The following is a 17320-nucleotide window of genomic DNA, read 5'->3' on the forward strand; positions in this document are numbered from 1 at the left end:
TTCAGGCGCCGGTTCGAACCGCACTGCGCGCGGGGTGTCTGATCACCAGAAGAACGCCCGCGACACAAAGAATCATCGTCAGCCACTCCGGCAGGGACGGCCAGGCTCCTCCAAGCAGCAGTACCTGGAGGAACCGCACCACGAACGGCACGAGCAGGGAGATGGTGGCCGTGTACATCGCACCCCGGGCATGAATGAGCCGGTGCTGCAAGACGTATACCGGCACATAGATCACCACACCCAGAAGCACCAGCAGCAGCCAGCTCTCCGGAGCCAGGCGCCCCAGCTCGCCCAGTTGCCCGGTCATCGCCAGGACCGCTAGAAGGAGCACGGTTCCATATCCGAAGATTCCCGGCAGGAGGTCCACGGGATCATGCCCCTGTGACAGACGTGCGTAATGGAGCCCGTAGACGGCCATGGCAGCCGCTGCCCCCAGTGCAAGAAGGACTCCCGTGAGCAACTGTGTCTCCGGCACATCGTCATTGGCCTGGAGAGAGAGCAGGACATAGCCGGCCGCTCCGAGGGTCGCCAGCAGTGCGCCCAGTACCGCTGCAAGGACTGGGCGGGCGCGGAAGAACAGGGCACCCAGGCCGAGCGTGAGCAGAGGCGTCGACGTGAGCAGCAGATTCGGCACGGAGATACCCAAGAGGGCGATTGCTGACAGGGACGCGAGGGCATAGACGGCCACTCCCAAGGCACCCGAGAGCAGCAGAGACGGGGTGCGTGTCCTCACCAGATCCCAGGACCGCCGCATCGCCCCACGGCTCCGGCCCGCCAGGAACAGGATGCCCACGCAACTGAAGAAGGACCTTCCGGCAGCCACCGTCGCGGGCTCCGCCTGCTCGACGGCGAGTCCGGAGAAGATCCAGGTGAGAGCCAGCAGCAGGGCGAGCCCTGCGGTCATGAGCGCGACGGCCACCGTCCCGGGCGGCCGGCCCGCCACCGCGCTTTCCGCTGCTGTCACGGCCCGCACACCTCAGGCCAGGTGCTCCCGGACGGCCCGCAGGTGGTCAGCACGCGGTTTCACCACGTGCTGTTCGTACTCTGGATGGCGTGGCAACCACGCAGCCACGTACGGGCATACCGGGACCACCGAGAACCCGGAAGCCACGACGTCGTCCACTGCGGCACGCACGAGAACCGAAGCGAGCCCCTGTCCTGCGTACTGCTCATCGACGCCAGTGTGGAACAGCACCCGCTGGGTGGCTCCGTCCGTGTGGACGTCCACATAGGATTCCTCCCCGATCACGGTGTCGGCAGAGCCGTCGTCGCCATGGTCCAGCAGGACGTAGCGGGATTCACCGGGACGGTCTTGAACATCGAAGCGTGCCTGGGTCATGGGTCTTCTCCTCGTTGGTCGTTGGAAGCAAGCCGCCGCAGGGTCCCCGCGGCGGAATGCAACGGGTCAGCTGCGTGGACGTAGTCGCGAGTTGGGGAGCACCGGTGCAGGGAGAGCCGTGGGCTGGCCCGGTGGGAACGTGCCGAACAGGGGACGCTTCCCCGCGTCGTCGGGGTCCGTCTCCTCGAAGCCGAGTTCCGCCTGATAACGGCGGCGGTACTCCACGATCTCCTCGTGGCTGCGTCCGACGAAGTTCCACCACATGACGATCTGCTCGTTCAACGGGACTCCTCCGAGGAGGATGACCCGTGCCCCGGCAGGCCCGGCCGTCACGTCAAGTGTGTCGGAACCGGCGGGCACGTAGGCCAACGAGCGGTGCTCCACCGTCGCACCATTGACCGTGATCGGGCTGTCCTCCGCCAACAGCGCGTATTCGAAATCAGACCTGGCCGTCAGCCGCACCTCGGCACCGGGCTCCAGCAGAAGTTCTGCCCCGAGAAGTTCGGGCGTACGGGTCTGCACGGGAGACACCGAACCGAGGAGCTCCCCCAGGAACACCCTCGCAGTGACGCCCGGAGCCGTGACCGGTTCCGGCGCGTAGTGTTCGAAATGATTCTCCGTGAAGCGTGTCGCGTCCGGCAGCGCGTACCACAGCTGGACTCCGTGCAGCGTGGTGGTCTCAGGCGCGCTGATCTCCTGGTGGGTGATGCCGCGCCCGGCGATCATGAGGTTCAGTTCTCCCGGCAGCACCGGCGCTGCGGTCCCTCCGGAATCCAGATGCTCGATCCGCCCGGTGAACAGCCAGGAGACCGTCGCCAGCCCGGTGTGCGGGTGACGCGGAACGTCCATGCCGCCGGTGGCCGCGACATCGTCCGGACCGTAGTGGTCCAGAAAGCACCAGGCGCCGACCAGCGAACGCCGGCGTTGGGGCAAAGTGCGGTAGACGGTCATGGCCCGGGGGCCGCCCAATGGCACTTCTCGCGCAGGCAGGACCTCCACGGCGGTGCACGGCTGCCCGGCGTCGAGAACCGTCAGAACCGGTTCGTTCTCCTGATTGCTCATGCCTGTGTCACCTTTCCGTCGACTCCGCGCGGACGCACTGGATGCTCGCTGAGAATGGAGATCCTGTTGAAAGCGTTGATGGTGACGGCCACCCATTCCGCGGCGGCGAAACCTCCGTCGCCCAGCACGTCCTGGGCTGCCACGAGGTCGGCCTCTGCGTCTTCGTCGAGCGGCAGACGTGTCGCGGCTTCGGCGATGGCCAGGACGGCGGCCTCCCGCTCGGTGAACACGGAGGTCTCGCGCCATGCCGGGAGGAGGTCGAGCTTCTGCTGGGGAATGCCCGCATCGCGGGCCTGGCGGGCGTGGAGATCGAGGCAGAAGGCACAGCCGTTGAGCTGTGATGCTCTGACCTTGATGAACTCCGTCTCCTGCGCGCTCAGTCCTCGCTGTTCGGCGGCCCGCGCCACTGCGGCCGAGTACGTCCGTGCAGCCTCCCACGCCTCGGGAACGGCCTTGTCCAGATACGGGCGCATTCTGCTCCTCACGGTTCCAGGATCTCAGGCGAACCACCTGATGGGAGCAAGCAACCAGCCTCTGAGCAGGCTTATTCCCGGCAGTAGCCGTCACACCTCAGTATGCCGTAGCTCATGACAATGGCGTGGCGCCCCGGCAATCCGGGGTGCCACGCCATTGTTTTCACGGGCGTCCGAAGGTTTCCACTCCCCTCGTCAGCCTGGTTTCCTCACTCAGAGGTCTTTTTCCGTTTCCTGGATGCCAAGAGGAGCACGGTGCCCATCAGGAGCAGTCCGGACGCGCCGACGATTGCACTGGCTCCCAGTGCCGCTCCCGTGTCCGGAAGTTCGACCGACGGTGTTGGAGGAGCCGGTGGCACCGGCTTTTCGGTCGTGACGGTCACCGTCGACGGCGGAGCGGTCACGGGTGGTGCCGCCCCCGGCGGGGTGCCGGTCGCCGTCGCGGTGTTGCTCAGCTTCCCGGCGACCAGATCAGCCTCCGTCACCACGTACGTAGCGGTGCAGCTGACCTCTTGTCCGGGGAGCAGGCTGGAGGCCCCGTCCTTCGGGCAGACGATCTCCGAGAGCTTCCCGGTTCCGGAGAACTCGCCCTCGTTGACCTTCACATCCTTCAAGGTCACATTGCCCGTGTTCGTCACCAGGAACGAGTAGGTGATGGTCTCACCGGCTTCACGAACCGTCGGCTTGTCCGCGGTCTTGACGATGCTGATGCCCGGCTTGGGGTCCTGCGGAACCTTCACCTCGGACGGCGGGGACGTCACCGGAGGGGCATCCCCCGGAGGTGTACCCGTCGCCGTCGCACTGTTCTCCAGCGTCCCTGCATCAACGTCGGCCTGCGTCACCACGTACGTGGCAGTACAGGTCACCTGAGCACCCGGGGCGAGTGACTGCGCACCCTCCGGGCAGGTGATTTCGGAGAGCTTCCCCGTTCCGCTGAACTCGCCCTCGTTGACCTTCACATCTTGGAGCGTGACGTTGCCGGTGTTGGTGACCACGAACGAGTACGTCAGGGTCTCCCCGGCAACGAGTTCGGTCTTGTCAGCGGACTTCACGAGCGACATGCCCGGAGCCGGATCAATCGGAACCGTCACCTCCGACGGCGGAGACGTCACCGGAGGCAGATCACCCGGAGGCGTACCCGTCGCCGTCGCCGTATTGGTGACCTTGCCTGCATCGACATCAGCCTGCGTCAGCACATACGTCGCCGTACACGTGACGGAGGCGCCAGGGGCAAGAGACATCGCCACGTCCGGGCAAGTGATCTCCGAGAGCTTCCCGGTCCCCGAGAACTCACCTTCGTTGACCTTCACGTCCTTGAGCGTGACATTGCCCGTGTTCGTGACCAGGAACGAGTACGTGATCGTATCGCCGGTCTTGCCGCCCTTCTCCGGTGAGGCCGACTTCATCAGGGAGATCCCCGGCTTGGGATCCTGCGGGATCTTCACCTCCGACGGCGGAGACGTCACCGGAGGGGCATCCCCCGGAGGTGTACCCGTCGCCGTCGCACTGTTCGTGATCGAGCCGCGGTCCACATCGGCCTGCGTCACCACATAGCTGGCGGTGCAGGTCACTTCAGCGCCTGGGGCGAGTGACTGTGCACCCTCCGGGCAGCTGATTGCGGACATCTGGCCCGAACCGGTGAACTCACCTTCGTTGACCTTCACGTCCTTGAGCGTGACATTGCCGGTGTTCGTGACCACGAACGAGTAGGTGACGGTCTCCCCGGTCACGAGTTCCTTCTGGTCCGAGGACTTCACGATCGAAAGGGCCGGGGATGACGTGATCGGAACAGTGACGTCCGACGGCGGGGACGTCACCGGAGGGGCATCCCCCGGAGGCGTGCCCGTCGCCGTCGCACTGTTCGTGATCGAGCCGCGGTCCACATCCGCCTGTGTCACCACGTAGCTGGCGGTGCAGGTGACCTTCTGCCCCGGGAGCAGGGCGGACGCACTGCCCTCCGGGCACGTGATCCCGGACATCTGTCCCGAGCCGCTGAACTCACCCTCGTTGACCTTCACATCCTTGAGCGTGACATTGCCCGTGTTCGTCACCACGAAGCGATAAGTGATGGTCTCCCCCGCAGCAGGATTCTGGCGGTCAGCCGTCTTCTCAAGGGAGATCCCCGGCTTGGGATCCTGCGGGATCTTCACCTCCGACGGCGGCGAGGTCACCGGAGGGGCATCCCCCGGAGGGGTACCCGTCACCGTCGCACTGTTCGTGATCGAGCCGCGGTCCACATCCGCCTGCGTCACCACATACGTGGCAGTACAAGTCACCTGAGCGCCTGGGGCGAGTGACTGCGCACCCTCCGGGCAGGTGATCGGAGACATCTGCCCGGACCCGGAGAACTCGCCTTCCTCGACCTTCACATCCTTGAGCGTGACATTGCCGGTGTTGGTGACCACGAACGAGTACGTCAGGGTCTCCCCGCTCACCAGCTCATTTTTGTCCACAGACTTCACGAGCGAAATGCCCGGAGCCGGATCAATCGGAACCGTCACCTCCGACGGCGGAGACGTCACCGGATCACCACTGGGCGGAGTACCCGTGGCGGTCGCCGTATTGGTGACCTTGCCTGCGTCGACATCAGCCTGCGTCAGCACGTACGTTGCCGTGCAGCTCACGGTCTGGCCGGGCAGTACCACCGCAGCGTCCGACGGGCAGGTGATCGCGGACAGCTCACCGGTCCCCGAGAACTCACCCTCGCTGACCTTCACGTCCTTGAGCGTGACATTGCCCGTGTTCGTGACCTTGAAGGAGTACGTGATCGTATCGCCCGCCTTGCCACCCTTCTCCGGGGAAGCCGACTTCTCCAAAGAGATGCCCGGCTTGGGATCCTGCGGGATCTTCACCTCCGACGGCGGGGACGTCACCGGATCGCCGGTGGGCGGGGTACCTGTCGCCGTCGCACTGTTCTCGATCGAGCCGCGGTCCACATCGGCCTGCGTCACCACATACGTGGCAGTACAGGTCACCTGGGAACCCGGAGCGAGGGTAGTTGCCTCCTCGGGGCAGGTGATCGGAGATATCTGGCCGGACCCGGTGAACTCACCTTCGTCGACCTTCACATCCTTGAGCGTGACATTGCCGGTGTTCGTGACCACGAACGAGTACGTCAGGGTCTCCCCGCTCACCAGCTCATTTTTGTCCACAGACTTCACGAGCGAAATGCCCGGTGCCGGATCGATCGGAACAGTCACCTCCGACGGCGGCGAGGTCACTGGTGGGTTGTCCCCCGGCGGCGTACCTGTCGCCGTCGCGCTGTTCGCCACCTTCCCGGCATCGGCGTCAGCCTGCGTCAAGGTGTAGCTCGCCGTACAGGTGACACTCTCGCCTGGAGCGATCGAAGAGGAGGCGGTGGGGCAGGTGATGGCGGACAGCTCACCGGTGCCGGAGAAGTCGCCTTCGTTGACCTTCACGTCCTTGAGCGTGACGTTACCGGTGTTCGTGACCTTGAACGAGTAGGTGATCGTCTCGCCCGCCTTGCCACCCTTCTCCGGAGAGGCCGTCTTCTCAAGGGAGATGCCCGGCTTCTGGTCTTCGGGGATCTTCACCTCGGATGGTGGGGAGGTCACCGGATCGCCGGTGGGCGGTGTGCCCGTGGCCGTCGCACTGTTGTCCAGCGTTCCGGCATCGACGTCAGCCTGGGTGACCACGTAGCTGGCAGTGCAGGTGACCTGAGCGCCTGGGGCCAGGGAATTTGCCTCCTCGGGGCAGGTGATCGGAGATATCTGGCCGGACCCGGAGAATTCACCTTCGTCGACCTTCACATCCTTGAGCGTGACGTTGCCGGTGTTGGTCACGACGAACGAGTACGTGACCGTCTCACCAGCTACAAGGTCGGTCTTGTCAGCGGACTTCACCAAGGAGACGCCCGGAGCCGGATCAATCGGAACCGTCACCTCCGACGGCGGAGACGTCACCGGAGGCAGATCACCCGGAGGGGTACCTGTCGCCGTAGCATTGTTCGTCACCTTCCCCGCATCCACATCGGCCTGCGTCAAGGTGTAGCTCGCGGTGCAGGTGACGGAGTCCTTCGGGGCCAGGGAAGCGGCTTCGGCGGGGCAGCTCATCTCGGACAGCTCACCGGTGCCGGAGAACTCACCCTCGTTGACCTTCACGTCCTTGAGCGTGACATTGCCGGTGTTCGTGACCTTGAACGAGTAGGTGATCGTCTCGCCCGCCTTGCCACCCTTCTCCGGGGAAGCCGACTTCTCCAAAGAGATGCCCGGCTTCTGATCCGCGGGCACATTCGCCTCGGACGGCGGGGACGTCGCCGGGGGCAGATCGCCCGGAGGGGTACCGGTGGCCGTTGCCGTGTTCTCCAGCGAGCCTCGGTCCACATCCGCCTGGGTCACCACGTACGTGGCAGTACAGGTGACCGAGTCGCCAGGGGCCAGCAGTTTCGCGCCGTCCGGGCAGCTGATCTCCGAAAGCGTCCCGCTGCCGGAGAAGTCACCCTCATTGACCTTCACATCGTTCAGGGGAACATTGCCCGTATTGGTGACTTTGAAGGAATAGGTGATGGTCTCCCCTGCTACGAGTTCCGTCTTGTCGACGGTCTTTTCCAGGGCGATCCCGGGTTTCTGGGCGGTGTTGGTGAAGGTGCAAAGCGCGGAGACACCCATAGCCCAATCCGAGGGCATCGTGAAAGCCCCCTCTGTGCCGTCCCCGTGTGCTATCTCCTGCCCGCTGTTCCTGTCAGTACAGACCCATTGGCTCTGGTATCCGGGACTCTGAGCACCTGAACCCGTCTCGGCAATGGAGATCCGATCGCCCCCGAGGACGAGCACTGGTCCGGCAGACTCTGCCTGGATACCGTTCTGGTCTCCTGTCGTGGTGGCGGTGTTGCCTCGGGTGATCCCCTCACCATTGATGCTCAGCGTCACCTGGTCTCCGGATTGCACACGGCCCTCCGGGAAGTTCTTCTGAAGTTCCACAGTGTTTGGGGTCGCACAGGAAGCGGCATCCACCATGGTTTGCTGTGTGATCGGCACATTGCCCAGATTCGCACCAGTGGTCGGATGAATCTTGTACATCCGTGCAGCGCTGCTGACGTAAAGGTATCCGTCTCCGCCGAAGGCCATACCGTTGAGCGGTTGGTTCGCAGGGGTGACCGGGCGGCTCAGTTCCTTGCCCGTGATAGTGATGGTGTTGCCCGCCGTGGTCGGCAGGTCTGCGGTGACCACCGACACCACGTTCTGACCGTTAACGCCACCCACCACATACAGGTCGCCCTGGCTATCGAAGGCCCAGTCGCCGTTCGCACCGGCCGTAGGGATGTTGCCACGGGCCACTAGGCCCAGCGACTGGCGGGACTGGGGGTTGTATCCGTAGACCAGCATTTCGTTCTGAGCTCCGGAGAATCCGCCGTAGTAGTAGATTCCGTTGGGACTCATTGCACCGTGGGTCAGCGGGGCGTTCGTCACACCGGCACCCAACCGGGTAGTGGTTCCAGTAGAGGTGTCGAACTCATAGAGCACCCGAGCATTGTTGGCTTCAGGCTGGATAGCGTAGGCCTTGGAACCATCGGCGGAGATGCCAAGTCCATTGATGTTGCCCGCGCTACCAGTCGTGGTGAACGTTCCAACGCTCGTCTGCGCGCCCGTCGAGGTGTCGACCCGCCAGAGGTTGCGTGGCGCACCGCCCTGAATACCGTACACATCCGTGCACATGAGGCCCGCCGCATAGGCGCGCTGCACCGGTGCCACGGTGAGAAGCGCGACCAACATGCCGAGCAGCATCGCGGTAATGCTCAGGAGCGCGACACCTCTACGCAATTTTGATCTCACGGACCAGGACAATCCACCGCTCATGACGCCACCCCCTCGCGCATGAACATCCATGGCTCTTCCTCTGCCTGCCTCGGTCTGCAACGAGCGAGCATTTTCCCTCCTGGTGCGATGATGGCGCAGGTCAGTACCCGCGCCATACTCAACCTTCCATGCAAATGTCGGACAGTCAACATATGACATGAATGGTTACTCAACCGTCACGCGACCCGTCCGGTGTACCGGGTTTCAGTTCAGGGGCGTCGCGGAACCTATCAGGCCCTGGAGAATTGCACGTGTACTCGTCAGCCCGGCAATTCGCTCGTCATATTCCCGAAGATGTCGAAGCAACACGGGCACCGCACAGGGATCGACACTGTTATGTCCCCGAATGCACGTGAGAAGGTCTTGCACAGCGCTCGTCGGCAAGCCTGCAGCCAGAAGCATCCGGATATGCCCCACTTGTTCGACAGTTTCCGGAGAGAACAGCCGCTGGCCGGAGGCAGACCGTTCGGCCCGAATGAGGCCCTTGCCCTCGTAATATCGCAGCATGCGCGGGGTGGTCCCGGTCCGTTCGGCCAGATCGCCAACGCGCAACAGCGCAGGACGGCCAGGACTTGCCCCTGCCACTAGCGTCAACTCCTACCGTTCCAGATATGACTCTTTCGACCTTTCATCTCAATGGTAGGACGGCAACACCGGCGGACCTGGCTCCGTTGGCATTTGCATCGCACGCCCACTTCACGGCCATGCAGATCCGAGACCAGACGGTCAAAGGACTCGATCTGCATCTGGCTCGCCTGCGTCAAGCCAGCGAAGTACTCTTCGGGACGCGCATATCCGAAGACCGCATTCGCCGATACCTCCGGCGCGCGCTCGAAAGGACGATGTCCGACGACGCATCGCTGAACTGCCAGCTATTTGTCCGCGCCCGCCCGTACGGCGCCGCACCAGCGGCATCTGCCATCGAAGTGCTCATCAAAATCACCGACCCTACTACCGCTCCCAAAGGGCCCCTCACGCTCGATGTGGTCCAGCACGAACGTTTTCTCCCGAGCATCAAACATGTCGGAGAAGTGGCCAAGACACTCTTCCTCGAGCAAGCACGCGCCGATGGCTTCGACGACGCCCTCTTCGAGGATCGCTTCGGACGGCTCAGCGAGGCGACCATCTGGAACATCGCATTCTGGGATGGACACTCCGTGATCTGGCCTGAGGCCGCGAAGCTGCCGGGAGTGACCATGCTCATTCTGCAGCGGAGACTGAATGCGCTCGGGGTCCCCCAGCAGACTCGGGAGATACGCCGGACCGATGTGGGTAAGCATCTCTCCGGGGCCCTGATGAACTCATGGACGCCTTCGGTGCCCGTCTCCCACATCGCCGGACAGTCCCTCCGACGAGACCCCCTCTTCTACGAAGTTCTTCAAACGGCCTACGCTGCGGAACCGTCCCGGAAGCCTTGACGACGTCCACCGACAAACAGAGAGGGCCGGGCTGGACAGACGAAAACGTCTTTCCAGCTCGGCCCTCTCATGCAGCGCTATTGGCGGGAACCCGCGAGCTGCTGCGCGCCGTCGTCGTCATCGGAGACCTCGACGACGGTCTCCTGAGCGCCACTGCGCTGCTCGGCTTCGAGCCTCTCGGCCTCCTCGCCACCTACCGCTTCGCCACGGGCGACCATGCCGGCCGTGTCGGAAAGCGGGATCTGCTTCAAGGTGATGGCCAGCAAGAGGGCCACCGCGATGAACGGAATCAGGTACCAGAACACGGGAGCCAGGGAGTCGGCGTAGGCGTTCACGATGGCGTCCCGGACTGTCGAAGGCAATTGCGAGAGCGTCTGCGGATCCAGCGTGCTGGTCGCCTGCGACGCCTGCTCGGTGGAGGCACCCGCTCCGGTGAACGCCTTGGTCAGGGAGTCCGCCAGGCGCGTCGTGAAGAGCGAACCGAATACGGCCACACCCAATGAGGCACCGACTTCACGGAAGTAGTTGTTGGTGCTGGTCGCGGTGCCGATCTGCTCGGCGGGAACCGCGTTCTGCACCACCAGGACGATGACCTGCATGATCAGGCCGAGACCGGCACCGAAGATGAACAGCTGAATGCAGATCACCCAGATGGGGGTGGAAGCGGTCAGCGTGGTGAACCAGAGCATTGCGGCAATCGTGAGCGCAGCGCCGAGGATCGGGAACATCTTGTATTTGCCGGTCTTGGAGATCCGGATGCCGGAGTAGATGGACGTGCCCATCAGACCCACCATCATCGGCAGCATCAGGAGGCCGGAGACCGCGGCCGAGGTGCCGGAGGACATCTGCAGGAACGTCGGCACGAAGGCGATGGCCGCGAACATGCCGAGGCCCAGGGTGAATCCGATGGCCGTCGCGTTGATGAAGATCCGGTTCTTGAACAGGCTCAGCGGGATGATCGGGTCTTCAGCCTTGCGCTCCACCAGGACGAACAGGAAGGCGGCCACGAGCAGGCCCGCACCGAACAGCCAGGTCACGGGCGAATCCCAGCCCTGATCCTTCTTGCCGCCGAAATCGGTGAAGAAGATGAGGCAGGCGGTTGCCGCGGAAAGCAGCAGGACGCCCAGGATGTCGATGCGCTTCTCGGCCTTCTTGTTCGGCAGGGTCAGTGTGAACCAGGCGATGGCGAAAGCGGCGATGCCGATGGGGATGTTGATGTAGAAGGCCCATTCCCAGGTGAGGTGGTCCACGAAGAAGCCGCCCAGCAGCGGGCCGGCGACGGCGGAGAGACCGAAGATGGCACCCAGCGGGCCCATGTACTTGCCGCGCTCCTTGGCGGGGACGATGTCCGCGATGATCGCCTGCGAGAGGATCATGAGGCCACCGCCGCCGAGGCCCTGGATGGCGCGGAAGACCACGAACATCCAGAAGTCGGTGGCGAAAGCACAGCCCACGGAAGCTGCCGTGAACAGGCCGATGGCCACCAGGAAGAGGTTGCGGCGGCCCAGGACGTCACCGAACTTGCCGTAAATGGGCATCACGATGGTGGTCGCGAGGAGGTAGGCCGTGGTGATCCACGCCTGATACTCCACTCCCCCGAGCTTGCCGACGATGGTCGGCATGGCGGTGGAGACGATGGTCTGGTCAAGACTGGACAGCAGCATTCCAGCGATCAGCGCCGAGAAGATGATCCAGATTCTGCGTTGCGTCAGCAACAGCGGTTGTGCCGCTTTAGTGAGGGTACTCATGCCTTGTCCTCGGAATGGTTCTGAGCCCCCGCGGTGAGGGACTGACTGAAAAATATGCGAGCCGCCCGGAGGTTCTTCCCCAGTAGTTCGCGGTAAGGGGTTTGGTTCTCCTCGGAGAAGAACACTTCGTTGGTCTGCTTGACGACCGCACCGAACAGAGCGGTCACGGTCACGATGTCCGGGTGATCGGCGTCGAGCCCTTCACGAGTGGCCACAAGTTCCCGGAACTGCTGCTGCCGGGCCTGTCCTTCTGCGGTCAGACGGCTCAGCAGTTGTGGTTCGGCTCCGATGGCGGCGATCAATTGCCTCATCTCGGCGGGACTCACTGTGGAGCGCCCGACGACGTCGGCTGTGAAGGTGTACAGCGCGTCCAGCAGGCTGGAGGAGATCTCCCCTGCACTCCTGGCCGGGTTGTCCACGAAACGCTCGACGGCGTCCACCGGCAGTTCGTCGGAGAAGGAGCCGATGACAGCATCCTCCTTGGTGTGGAAGTAGTTGAAGAAGGTGCGGCGTGAGATGCCGACTTCCTCGCACACTTCCTCCACGGTGAAGCCGCTCAGACCTCGCGTCGCGGTGAAGGAGCGAGCAGCGGCGGTGATCGCCTGACTGGTCGCAAGCCTCTTGCGCTCGCGGAGGCCGCCTTCGCTACTTGCACTATTAATCACAAAGTACATATTTGCACCATCCGAAAGATAGTGCAATATATTCAGCACGAGACGTACGTCACGCTGAATGGGAGCCCGTCAACGACAATGGCCCGCGTCTCCGCGGGCCATTGGTACCGAAATCGAAGGAGTCTACTCCGCGGTATCGACGATGTAGACGTCACAGACGGCGTCGTGCGCAACAGAGTTCGCCACGCTGCCGAGCACGCGGGCCAGCCCCTTCATCCGCCGGTTGCCGACCACGATCATCCTGGCGCCGTGCTTATCGGCGTGTGCGATCAACGCCTTGGCCGGCGTCCCGGCCTCGATGAACGACGAGATCGTCACGCCGTCGGCCTGCAGGCCCTGCGCAACAGTGCGCGTGGTCTCCGTGGCCTTCTCCCGGGGATCGCCAAGAACGGCGGCTCGTTCGTAGCTCGTGCCATGCGAAGAAACCCGGTCGGCATCGAATGCCGTCACAACATGCAGTTGGGCGCCGAGGCTCCGGGCCAGCTCCAGGGCTTTCTCCGCCGCCCGCGCCGATGTCTCACGCCCGTCGACTCCGACAACGATGATCTCCGTCATGCCTGCGCTCCTTCTCAAGGGTGGTCACTCCCCTCAAAAATACCGTGCGGCCAGGAACGGGAGGAAATACGGTGACGGGCCACACAATGCGGAATCAGGCCGGCTCATCAAGACCCGCTCGCACGCAGCAATCGCTCGCCCCAGTTGCGGGCGTAGTCGTTCATGGACTGCGGCGACTCGATGATGAAGTCCGCGTCGAGCATGCCGAGAGCGAGAATCGCCCAATCGAACGTCTTGGCGTGGACGACGACGCGACACCTGCTCTCGTCGATCCCGGTGACAGTGGCCCAACGACCGATCTTTTCGGAGACGAACGTTTCGGGAGCCGATACGACCGCAACCACATCGTTGACGCTCGGCACCCGTTCGACCTGATCTCTCACGAAGCTGACCGGGTCCTCAGCCGGCAAGGAGCGGGGCGCGAAACGCGCTCCGGTCAGCGCCGGATGCCCCATGCGATCCAGCCGGAAACTGCGCCAATCGCCGCGGTCAAGGTCGTAGCACACCAGATACCAGCGCTGGCCGAGACGAACCATCCTCAGCGGCTCGACCCGCCGCGCGGATACCCGTCCGTCGGCGGCCGTGTAGTCGAAGGCTATCCGCTCCTGGTCACGGCAAGCCTGGCCGATGATGATCAGGAGTCCCGCATCGATCTGCTCCTGGACGGGCTCCCAGAAGTGGGCTTCCGTTGCCGCCCCGATCGCCTCGACCCGATGCCGCAGTCCTCGCGGCATCACCTGGACGAGTTTCGCCAGTGCGCGCACTGAGGCTTCAGCCACACCGCTCACCGCTCCCTGGGCCGCGGACCGCAAGGCTATTGCCAGTGCGACGGCTTCCTCGTCATCCAGCAGCAGTGGAGGCATCGCGGCACCCGAGGCGAGCTGATAGCCGCCGTCGACGCCGCGAGCTGCCTCGACGGGATAACCCAGCTCACGCAGACGGTCGATGTCCCGCCGGAGAGTCCGCACTGAGACCTCCAATCGACCGGCCAGTTCTCCGCCAGGCCAGTAGCGTCGGGCCTGGAGCAAGGACAGCAGCCGAAGGGTACGTGAGCTCGTGTTCGCCATGTTTTCCAGTCTGCCTTTAATTGCGGACGAAAAGTGACACCTATGATGCGTAACGTTGAGTTCATCAAGAAGGAACGACTCGAGGAGAGATCATGACCGCACGGATGATGAAGACCGAGGGCACCGGCGAAAAAGCGGATCTGCTGAGTTCATTGGCACAGGCCCGGGAATTCCTGAGCTACACCTGCCGCGAGCTGAGCGAAGAGGACGCCCGGAAGCGCTCGACCGTCAGCGAACTCACCCTCGGAGGTTTGATCAAGCACGTCACCGCCGTGGAGCGCAATTGGACGGACTTCATCGTGAACGGCCCTGATTCAGCGGCCGCGAAGACCGACTACACCCAGATGACTGAGGCTGATTTCGCGCGCTACGCCGACGGCTTCCGACTGCTGGAGGACGAGACGCTGGCCGGGGTGCTGGCCGACTATCGGGCAGCGGCCGAAGAGACCACGAAAGCAGTGGAAGAACTCGCCGACCTCAGCCTTGCCCACGAGCTCCCGGAGACCCCCTGGGGTGATGGCGGGTCCTGGTCGGCGCGCCGGACACTGATCCACATCATCTCCGAAACCACCCAGCACGCCGGGCATGCGGACATCATCCGGGAGTCCCTGGACGGGCAGAAGACGATGGGTTAGTCCTCGGCAACGATGAGCAGGCTGCGCTCGATCACGATCGCCGCTTCGGCCCCAGCCGGCACGGGCCGAAGCGGCGAAATCGCAACCACACTCTCACACGCCTCACCACTCCAATTGCTCCAAGCGGCCTTCGGATGAACATTTGGTCGTCCAGCAATCCGCCCACCTCAGCACGCAGAATACTTCTCATTTCGCTGTCTTGGTCGGCCCGCACGACCGCATCGCTTCAACAATATTTCCGCGTAGCAGTAGTTTGGTCTTCCAGTTCGCGATAGGCTGTGACACGTGAGGCTGCGCGGCGATCACGCTGTAGCTGAGACGAAGGGCCGGATCGATGTCTGCAGGGCATCGACTACTTGCGGACAGAGGGCGGGCATCCGATGCAAACGATATTCAGCGAAATCACTGTTGGGGACATAGACGCAGTGCGGCAGCGAGTCCAGGGGAATCCCGGCTCGGTCCGGTCCATCGCGACAGGGGATTCGGAGGATTTCGCGGGTTACTCGCCCCTGATGTCCGCGCTCATTGCCGGGGAGTTCGAGATCGCTGAGTTGCTCCTCGATCACGGAGCCGACGTCGACTTCGTCGACGAAGCCAACTGGAACAGCTATGCCCGTCCAGTGCTTCACGACGCGATCACCGCCGCCACACTGCGTTCATTGCCGCCACGTCGGGAACGGCAAGAGACTGCGCAGACCTCAACCGCCTCATTCGCGATTCTCCGTCGCATGCTGGAACAAGGCGCCAACGTGGCGGCGATGGATTCTCAAGGCAACACCTCGCTGTTCCGTGCCGCCGGCGACGCATGGCAAGTGTTGCTGTCCAGCGACCTCCTGGAGCGGCTTGACCCCGAATTCACGACGAATCTGGCCCGGATCTTCGAGTTGCTCATCGCGCACGGCGCAGACCCTCATCATGTCGATCTCCGACTCGGCAAGTCGGTCGCCGAGTTGTATCGAGGACACCTCATCGGCACGTTTCTTGATCGGCAGGGTGAAAATCGATTCCGTTCGGCATCCTCCCGTAAATTTCCGACGATGTCTGGTGCGCGCAAGCTGACCGCCTAGCCACTTGAGCGATAGGCAGGTCACCAGCACCACGATGCGAAGCCGGCTGCACAGGCCGAGATGAGATGATCGCTAGCTATGGGTAGAACCAGTTCCGAACTCACGAGTACCGAGCAAGCTGCAGCGCGACTGGAATCGGATCGGGTGGTCGAGACGTTACGTCGCGAGATCGTGCTGGGTATTTTGCCTGCGGGCGAAGCACTCGTTGAACGATCCTTGGGTGAACGTTTCGGAGTCTCCAGCAGGCTCCCGATCCGCGAGGCGCTGCGCCGGCTGAAGGCAGAGGCTCTGATCGATCAGGCACCACGACGCCGCGCGACGGTGCGTGAATTTTCCGGAAGAGATCTCGCCAACACGGCAGAAGTGTTCGAGATCATCGATGTCCATGCGGTTCGCTTGGCGGCGCTGCGCCGCAATCATGCCGACCTGGCGGCGATGAAGCTACACGTTGACGGAAGCAAGCAAGCGCTCCTGTCCGGCGATCGGACCGCACAGAGCATGCACGCGCGTGGATTCCGGTCCGCAATATTCGCGGCTGCCAAGAACCCGGCTCTCCTCGAGGTCAGGGACCGCATCGATGCCCGGGTATGGCGCATGGTCGAGCAGAAAGTCCGCCAGACCGACCCCGGTTCGTTGTATACCGAGCTGTTCGCCGCGATCTCGGATGCGGACGCAACCTCAGCAGTGGCGTGCTTCTCCAGTTACATGACCCGATGGAAAGGGCTCTGGAGCGAGCACGCTTTCGTACGTATTGATGCTCAGCTCAAGAACCCCATCGGCACGGCTGCACAGCCCGGCCCCGCAAAACGTCGTGCGAGCAAAGAGCCGGACTTCGCTCCCGAGTTCCACGGCGTGCTCAATACACTGCGAACGCAGATCCTCGATGGCCGGCGTTCGGCCGGCGAGGTGTTGTCCGAGCGCCTTATCGGACAGGAGTTCGGTCTCAGCCGTTCACCCGTCACCGAGGCGATCGATGCCCTGGTGCTCGAGGGACTCGCGATCGCGCCCACCAACCGGAGCGCGGCACTGGTCCGCGGAGTGCCGCCCGAGGAAGTCGCGGACTTCCTCGGGGTCTGCACGATTCTCGATACCTTGGCCACGCGTTTGGCCGCGGAACGGGCTTCGTCTGCACAGATTGAACACATGCGACGCCTCGTCGACGAGGAAGACCACGCCTCGAAGAGCGGGGATGCTCGATTACTCATGCAGTACTGCGGTCGTTGGCGAGTGCTGCTCCACGAGATGAGCTCGAACGACGTACTTGCCGATGTAGGGAGACTCGTCCAGGGCCGCCTTCAATTGACAATGGGACGAACGAAGCAGAACCTCATGATGGCTCGAAGCCATCGACTCATTTTCGAGGCGATTGAAAGCCGACAGCCTGAGGTCGCAGAAGAAGTGGTCCGCCGTGCCCTCAGCTCCGCATCGCTGAACGGGATCTCCGCGACGGTTTGACTCCGGTAGAG

Annotated in this window: 14 protein-coding genes; 4 read left to right on the top strand and 10 right to left on the bottom strand. The window is 63.4% G+C overall.

Annotated elements, in window-relative coordinates; translation table 11 throughout:
- Position 1: 1 nt before the first annotated feature.
- The 6 genes from ACIPXZ_RS03875 to ACIPXZ_RS03900 all read right to left on the bottom strand — a co-directional run bounded on the left by ACIPXZ_RS03875 (position 2) and on the right by ACIPXZ_RS03900 (position 9275).
- Positions 2–964: an EamA family transporter gene (locus ACIPXZ_RS03875; RefSeq protein ID WP_400590820.1), complete on the bottom strand. Its 963-nt coding sequence runs from the start codon at positions 962–964 to the stop codon at positions 2–4.
- Between the two features lie 12 nt (positions 965–976).
- Complete coding sequence (locus tag ACIPXZ_RS03880) at positions 977–1339, bottom strand: GNAT family N-acetyltransferase (RefSeq protein ID WP_400590821.1); 363 nt, start codon at positions 1337–1339, stop codon at positions 977–979.
- A gap of 66 nt (positions 1340–1405) precedes the next feature.
- Positions 1406–2401: a pirin family protein gene (locus tag ACIPXZ_RS03885; protein WP_400590822.1), complete on the bottom strand. Its 996-nt coding sequence runs from the start codon at positions 2399–2401 to the stop codon at positions 1406–1408.
- Positions 2398–2886 (bottom strand): carboxymuconolactone decarboxylase family protein, encoded by a 489-nt coding sequence (locus ACIPXZ_RS03890; protein ID WP_400590823.1) that lies wholly within the window; start codon positions 2884–2886, stop codon positions 2398–2400. Before ACIPXZ_RS03890 ends, ACIPXZ_RS03885 begins: the two co-directional genes overlap by 4 nt.
- A gap of 197 nt (positions 2887–3083) precedes the next feature.
- A complete protein-coding gene (locus tag ACIPXZ_RS03895; protein WP_400590824.1) occupies positions 3084–8606 on the bottom strand; it encodes an LPXTG cell wall anchor domain-containing protein in 5523 nt (1840 codons plus the stop codon).
- Between the two features lie 288 nt (positions 8607–8894).
- Entirely contained in the window at positions 8895–9275 is a 381-nt protein-coding gene (locus ACIPXZ_RS03900) for a MerR family transcriptional regulator (protein WP_400590825.1), read from the bottom strand.
- A gap of 26 nt (positions 9276–9301) precedes the next feature.
- On the opposite strand from ACIPXZ_RS03900, the gene ACIPXZ_RS03905 reads away from it, so the two are divergent.
- The gene (locus ACIPXZ_RS03905; RefSeq protein ID WP_400590826.1) at positions 9302–10108 is read left to right on the top strand and encodes an aminotransferase class IV; all 807 of its coding nucleotides are present in this window, start codon (positions 9302–9304) and stop codon (positions 10106–10108) included.
- A gap of 77 nt (positions 10109–10185) precedes the next feature.
- On the opposite strand, the gene ACIPXZ_RS03910 is transcribed toward ACIPXZ_RS03905, so the two are convergent.
- The 4 genes from ACIPXZ_RS03910 to ACIPXZ_RS03925 form a co-directional block, all read right to left on the bottom strand.
- Positions 10186–11856, bottom strand: a complete 1671-nt coding sequence (locus ACIPXZ_RS03910; RefSeq protein WP_400590827.1) for an MDR family MFS transporter — start codon at positions 11854–11856, stop codon at positions 10186–10188.
- Positions 11853–12521 carry a TetR/AcrR family transcriptional regulator gene (locus ACIPXZ_RS03915; RefSeq protein WP_400590828.1) on the bottom strand — a complete coding sequence of 223 codons (669 nt, stop codon included), beginning with the start codon at positions 12519–12521 and terminating at the stop codon, positions 11853–11855. The genes ACIPXZ_RS03910 and ACIPXZ_RS03915 overlap by 4 nt, the downstream gene beginning before the upstream one ends.
- A 132-nt stretch (positions 12522–12653) precedes the next feature.
- Complete coding sequence (locus tag ACIPXZ_RS03920) at positions 12654–13085, bottom strand: universal stress protein (protein WP_400590829.1); 432 nt, start codon at positions 13083–13085, stop codon at positions 12654–12656.
- 107 nt (positions 13086–13192) lie between these two features.
- On the bottom strand, positions 13193–14152 hold the full coding sequence (locus ACIPXZ_RS03925) for a helix-turn-helix transcriptional regulator (protein WP_400590830.1): 960 nt from the start codon (positions 14150–14152) through the stop codon (positions 13193–13195).
- A 92-nt stretch (positions 14153–14244) separates the two neighbouring features.
- Here ACIPXZ_RS03925 and ACIPXZ_RS03930 point away from each other — a divergent pair, with 92 nt between their 5' ends.
- The 3 genes from ACIPXZ_RS03930 (at position 14245) to ACIPXZ_RS03940 (ending at position 17309) form a co-directional block, all read left to right on the top strand.
- Complete coding sequence (locus ACIPXZ_RS03930; RefSeq protein ID WP_400590831.1) at positions 14245–14787, top strand: DinB family protein; 543 nt, start codon at positions 14245–14247, stop codon at positions 14785–14787.
- 380 nt (positions 14788–15167) lie between these two features.
- Positions 15168–15854 (top strand): ankyrin repeat domain-containing protein, encoded by a 687-nt coding sequence (locus tag ACIPXZ_RS03935; protein ID WP_400590832.1) that lies wholly within the window; start codon positions 15168–15170, stop codon positions 15852–15854.
- Positions 15855–15932: 78 nt separating this feature from the next.
- Positions 15933–17309, top strand: coding sequence for a GntR family transcriptional regulator (locus ACIPXZ_RS03940; RefSeq protein WP_400590833.1), 1377 nt, complete (start codon positions 15933–15935; stop codon positions 17307–17309).
- The last annotated feature ends 11 nt before the right edge of the window (positions 17310–17320 follow it).

It is taken from the genome of Arthrobacter sp. NPDC090010, assembly GCF_044748305.1.
Lineage (GTDB): Bacteria > Actinomycetota > Actinomycetes > Actinomycetales > Micrococcaceae > Arthrobacter_E.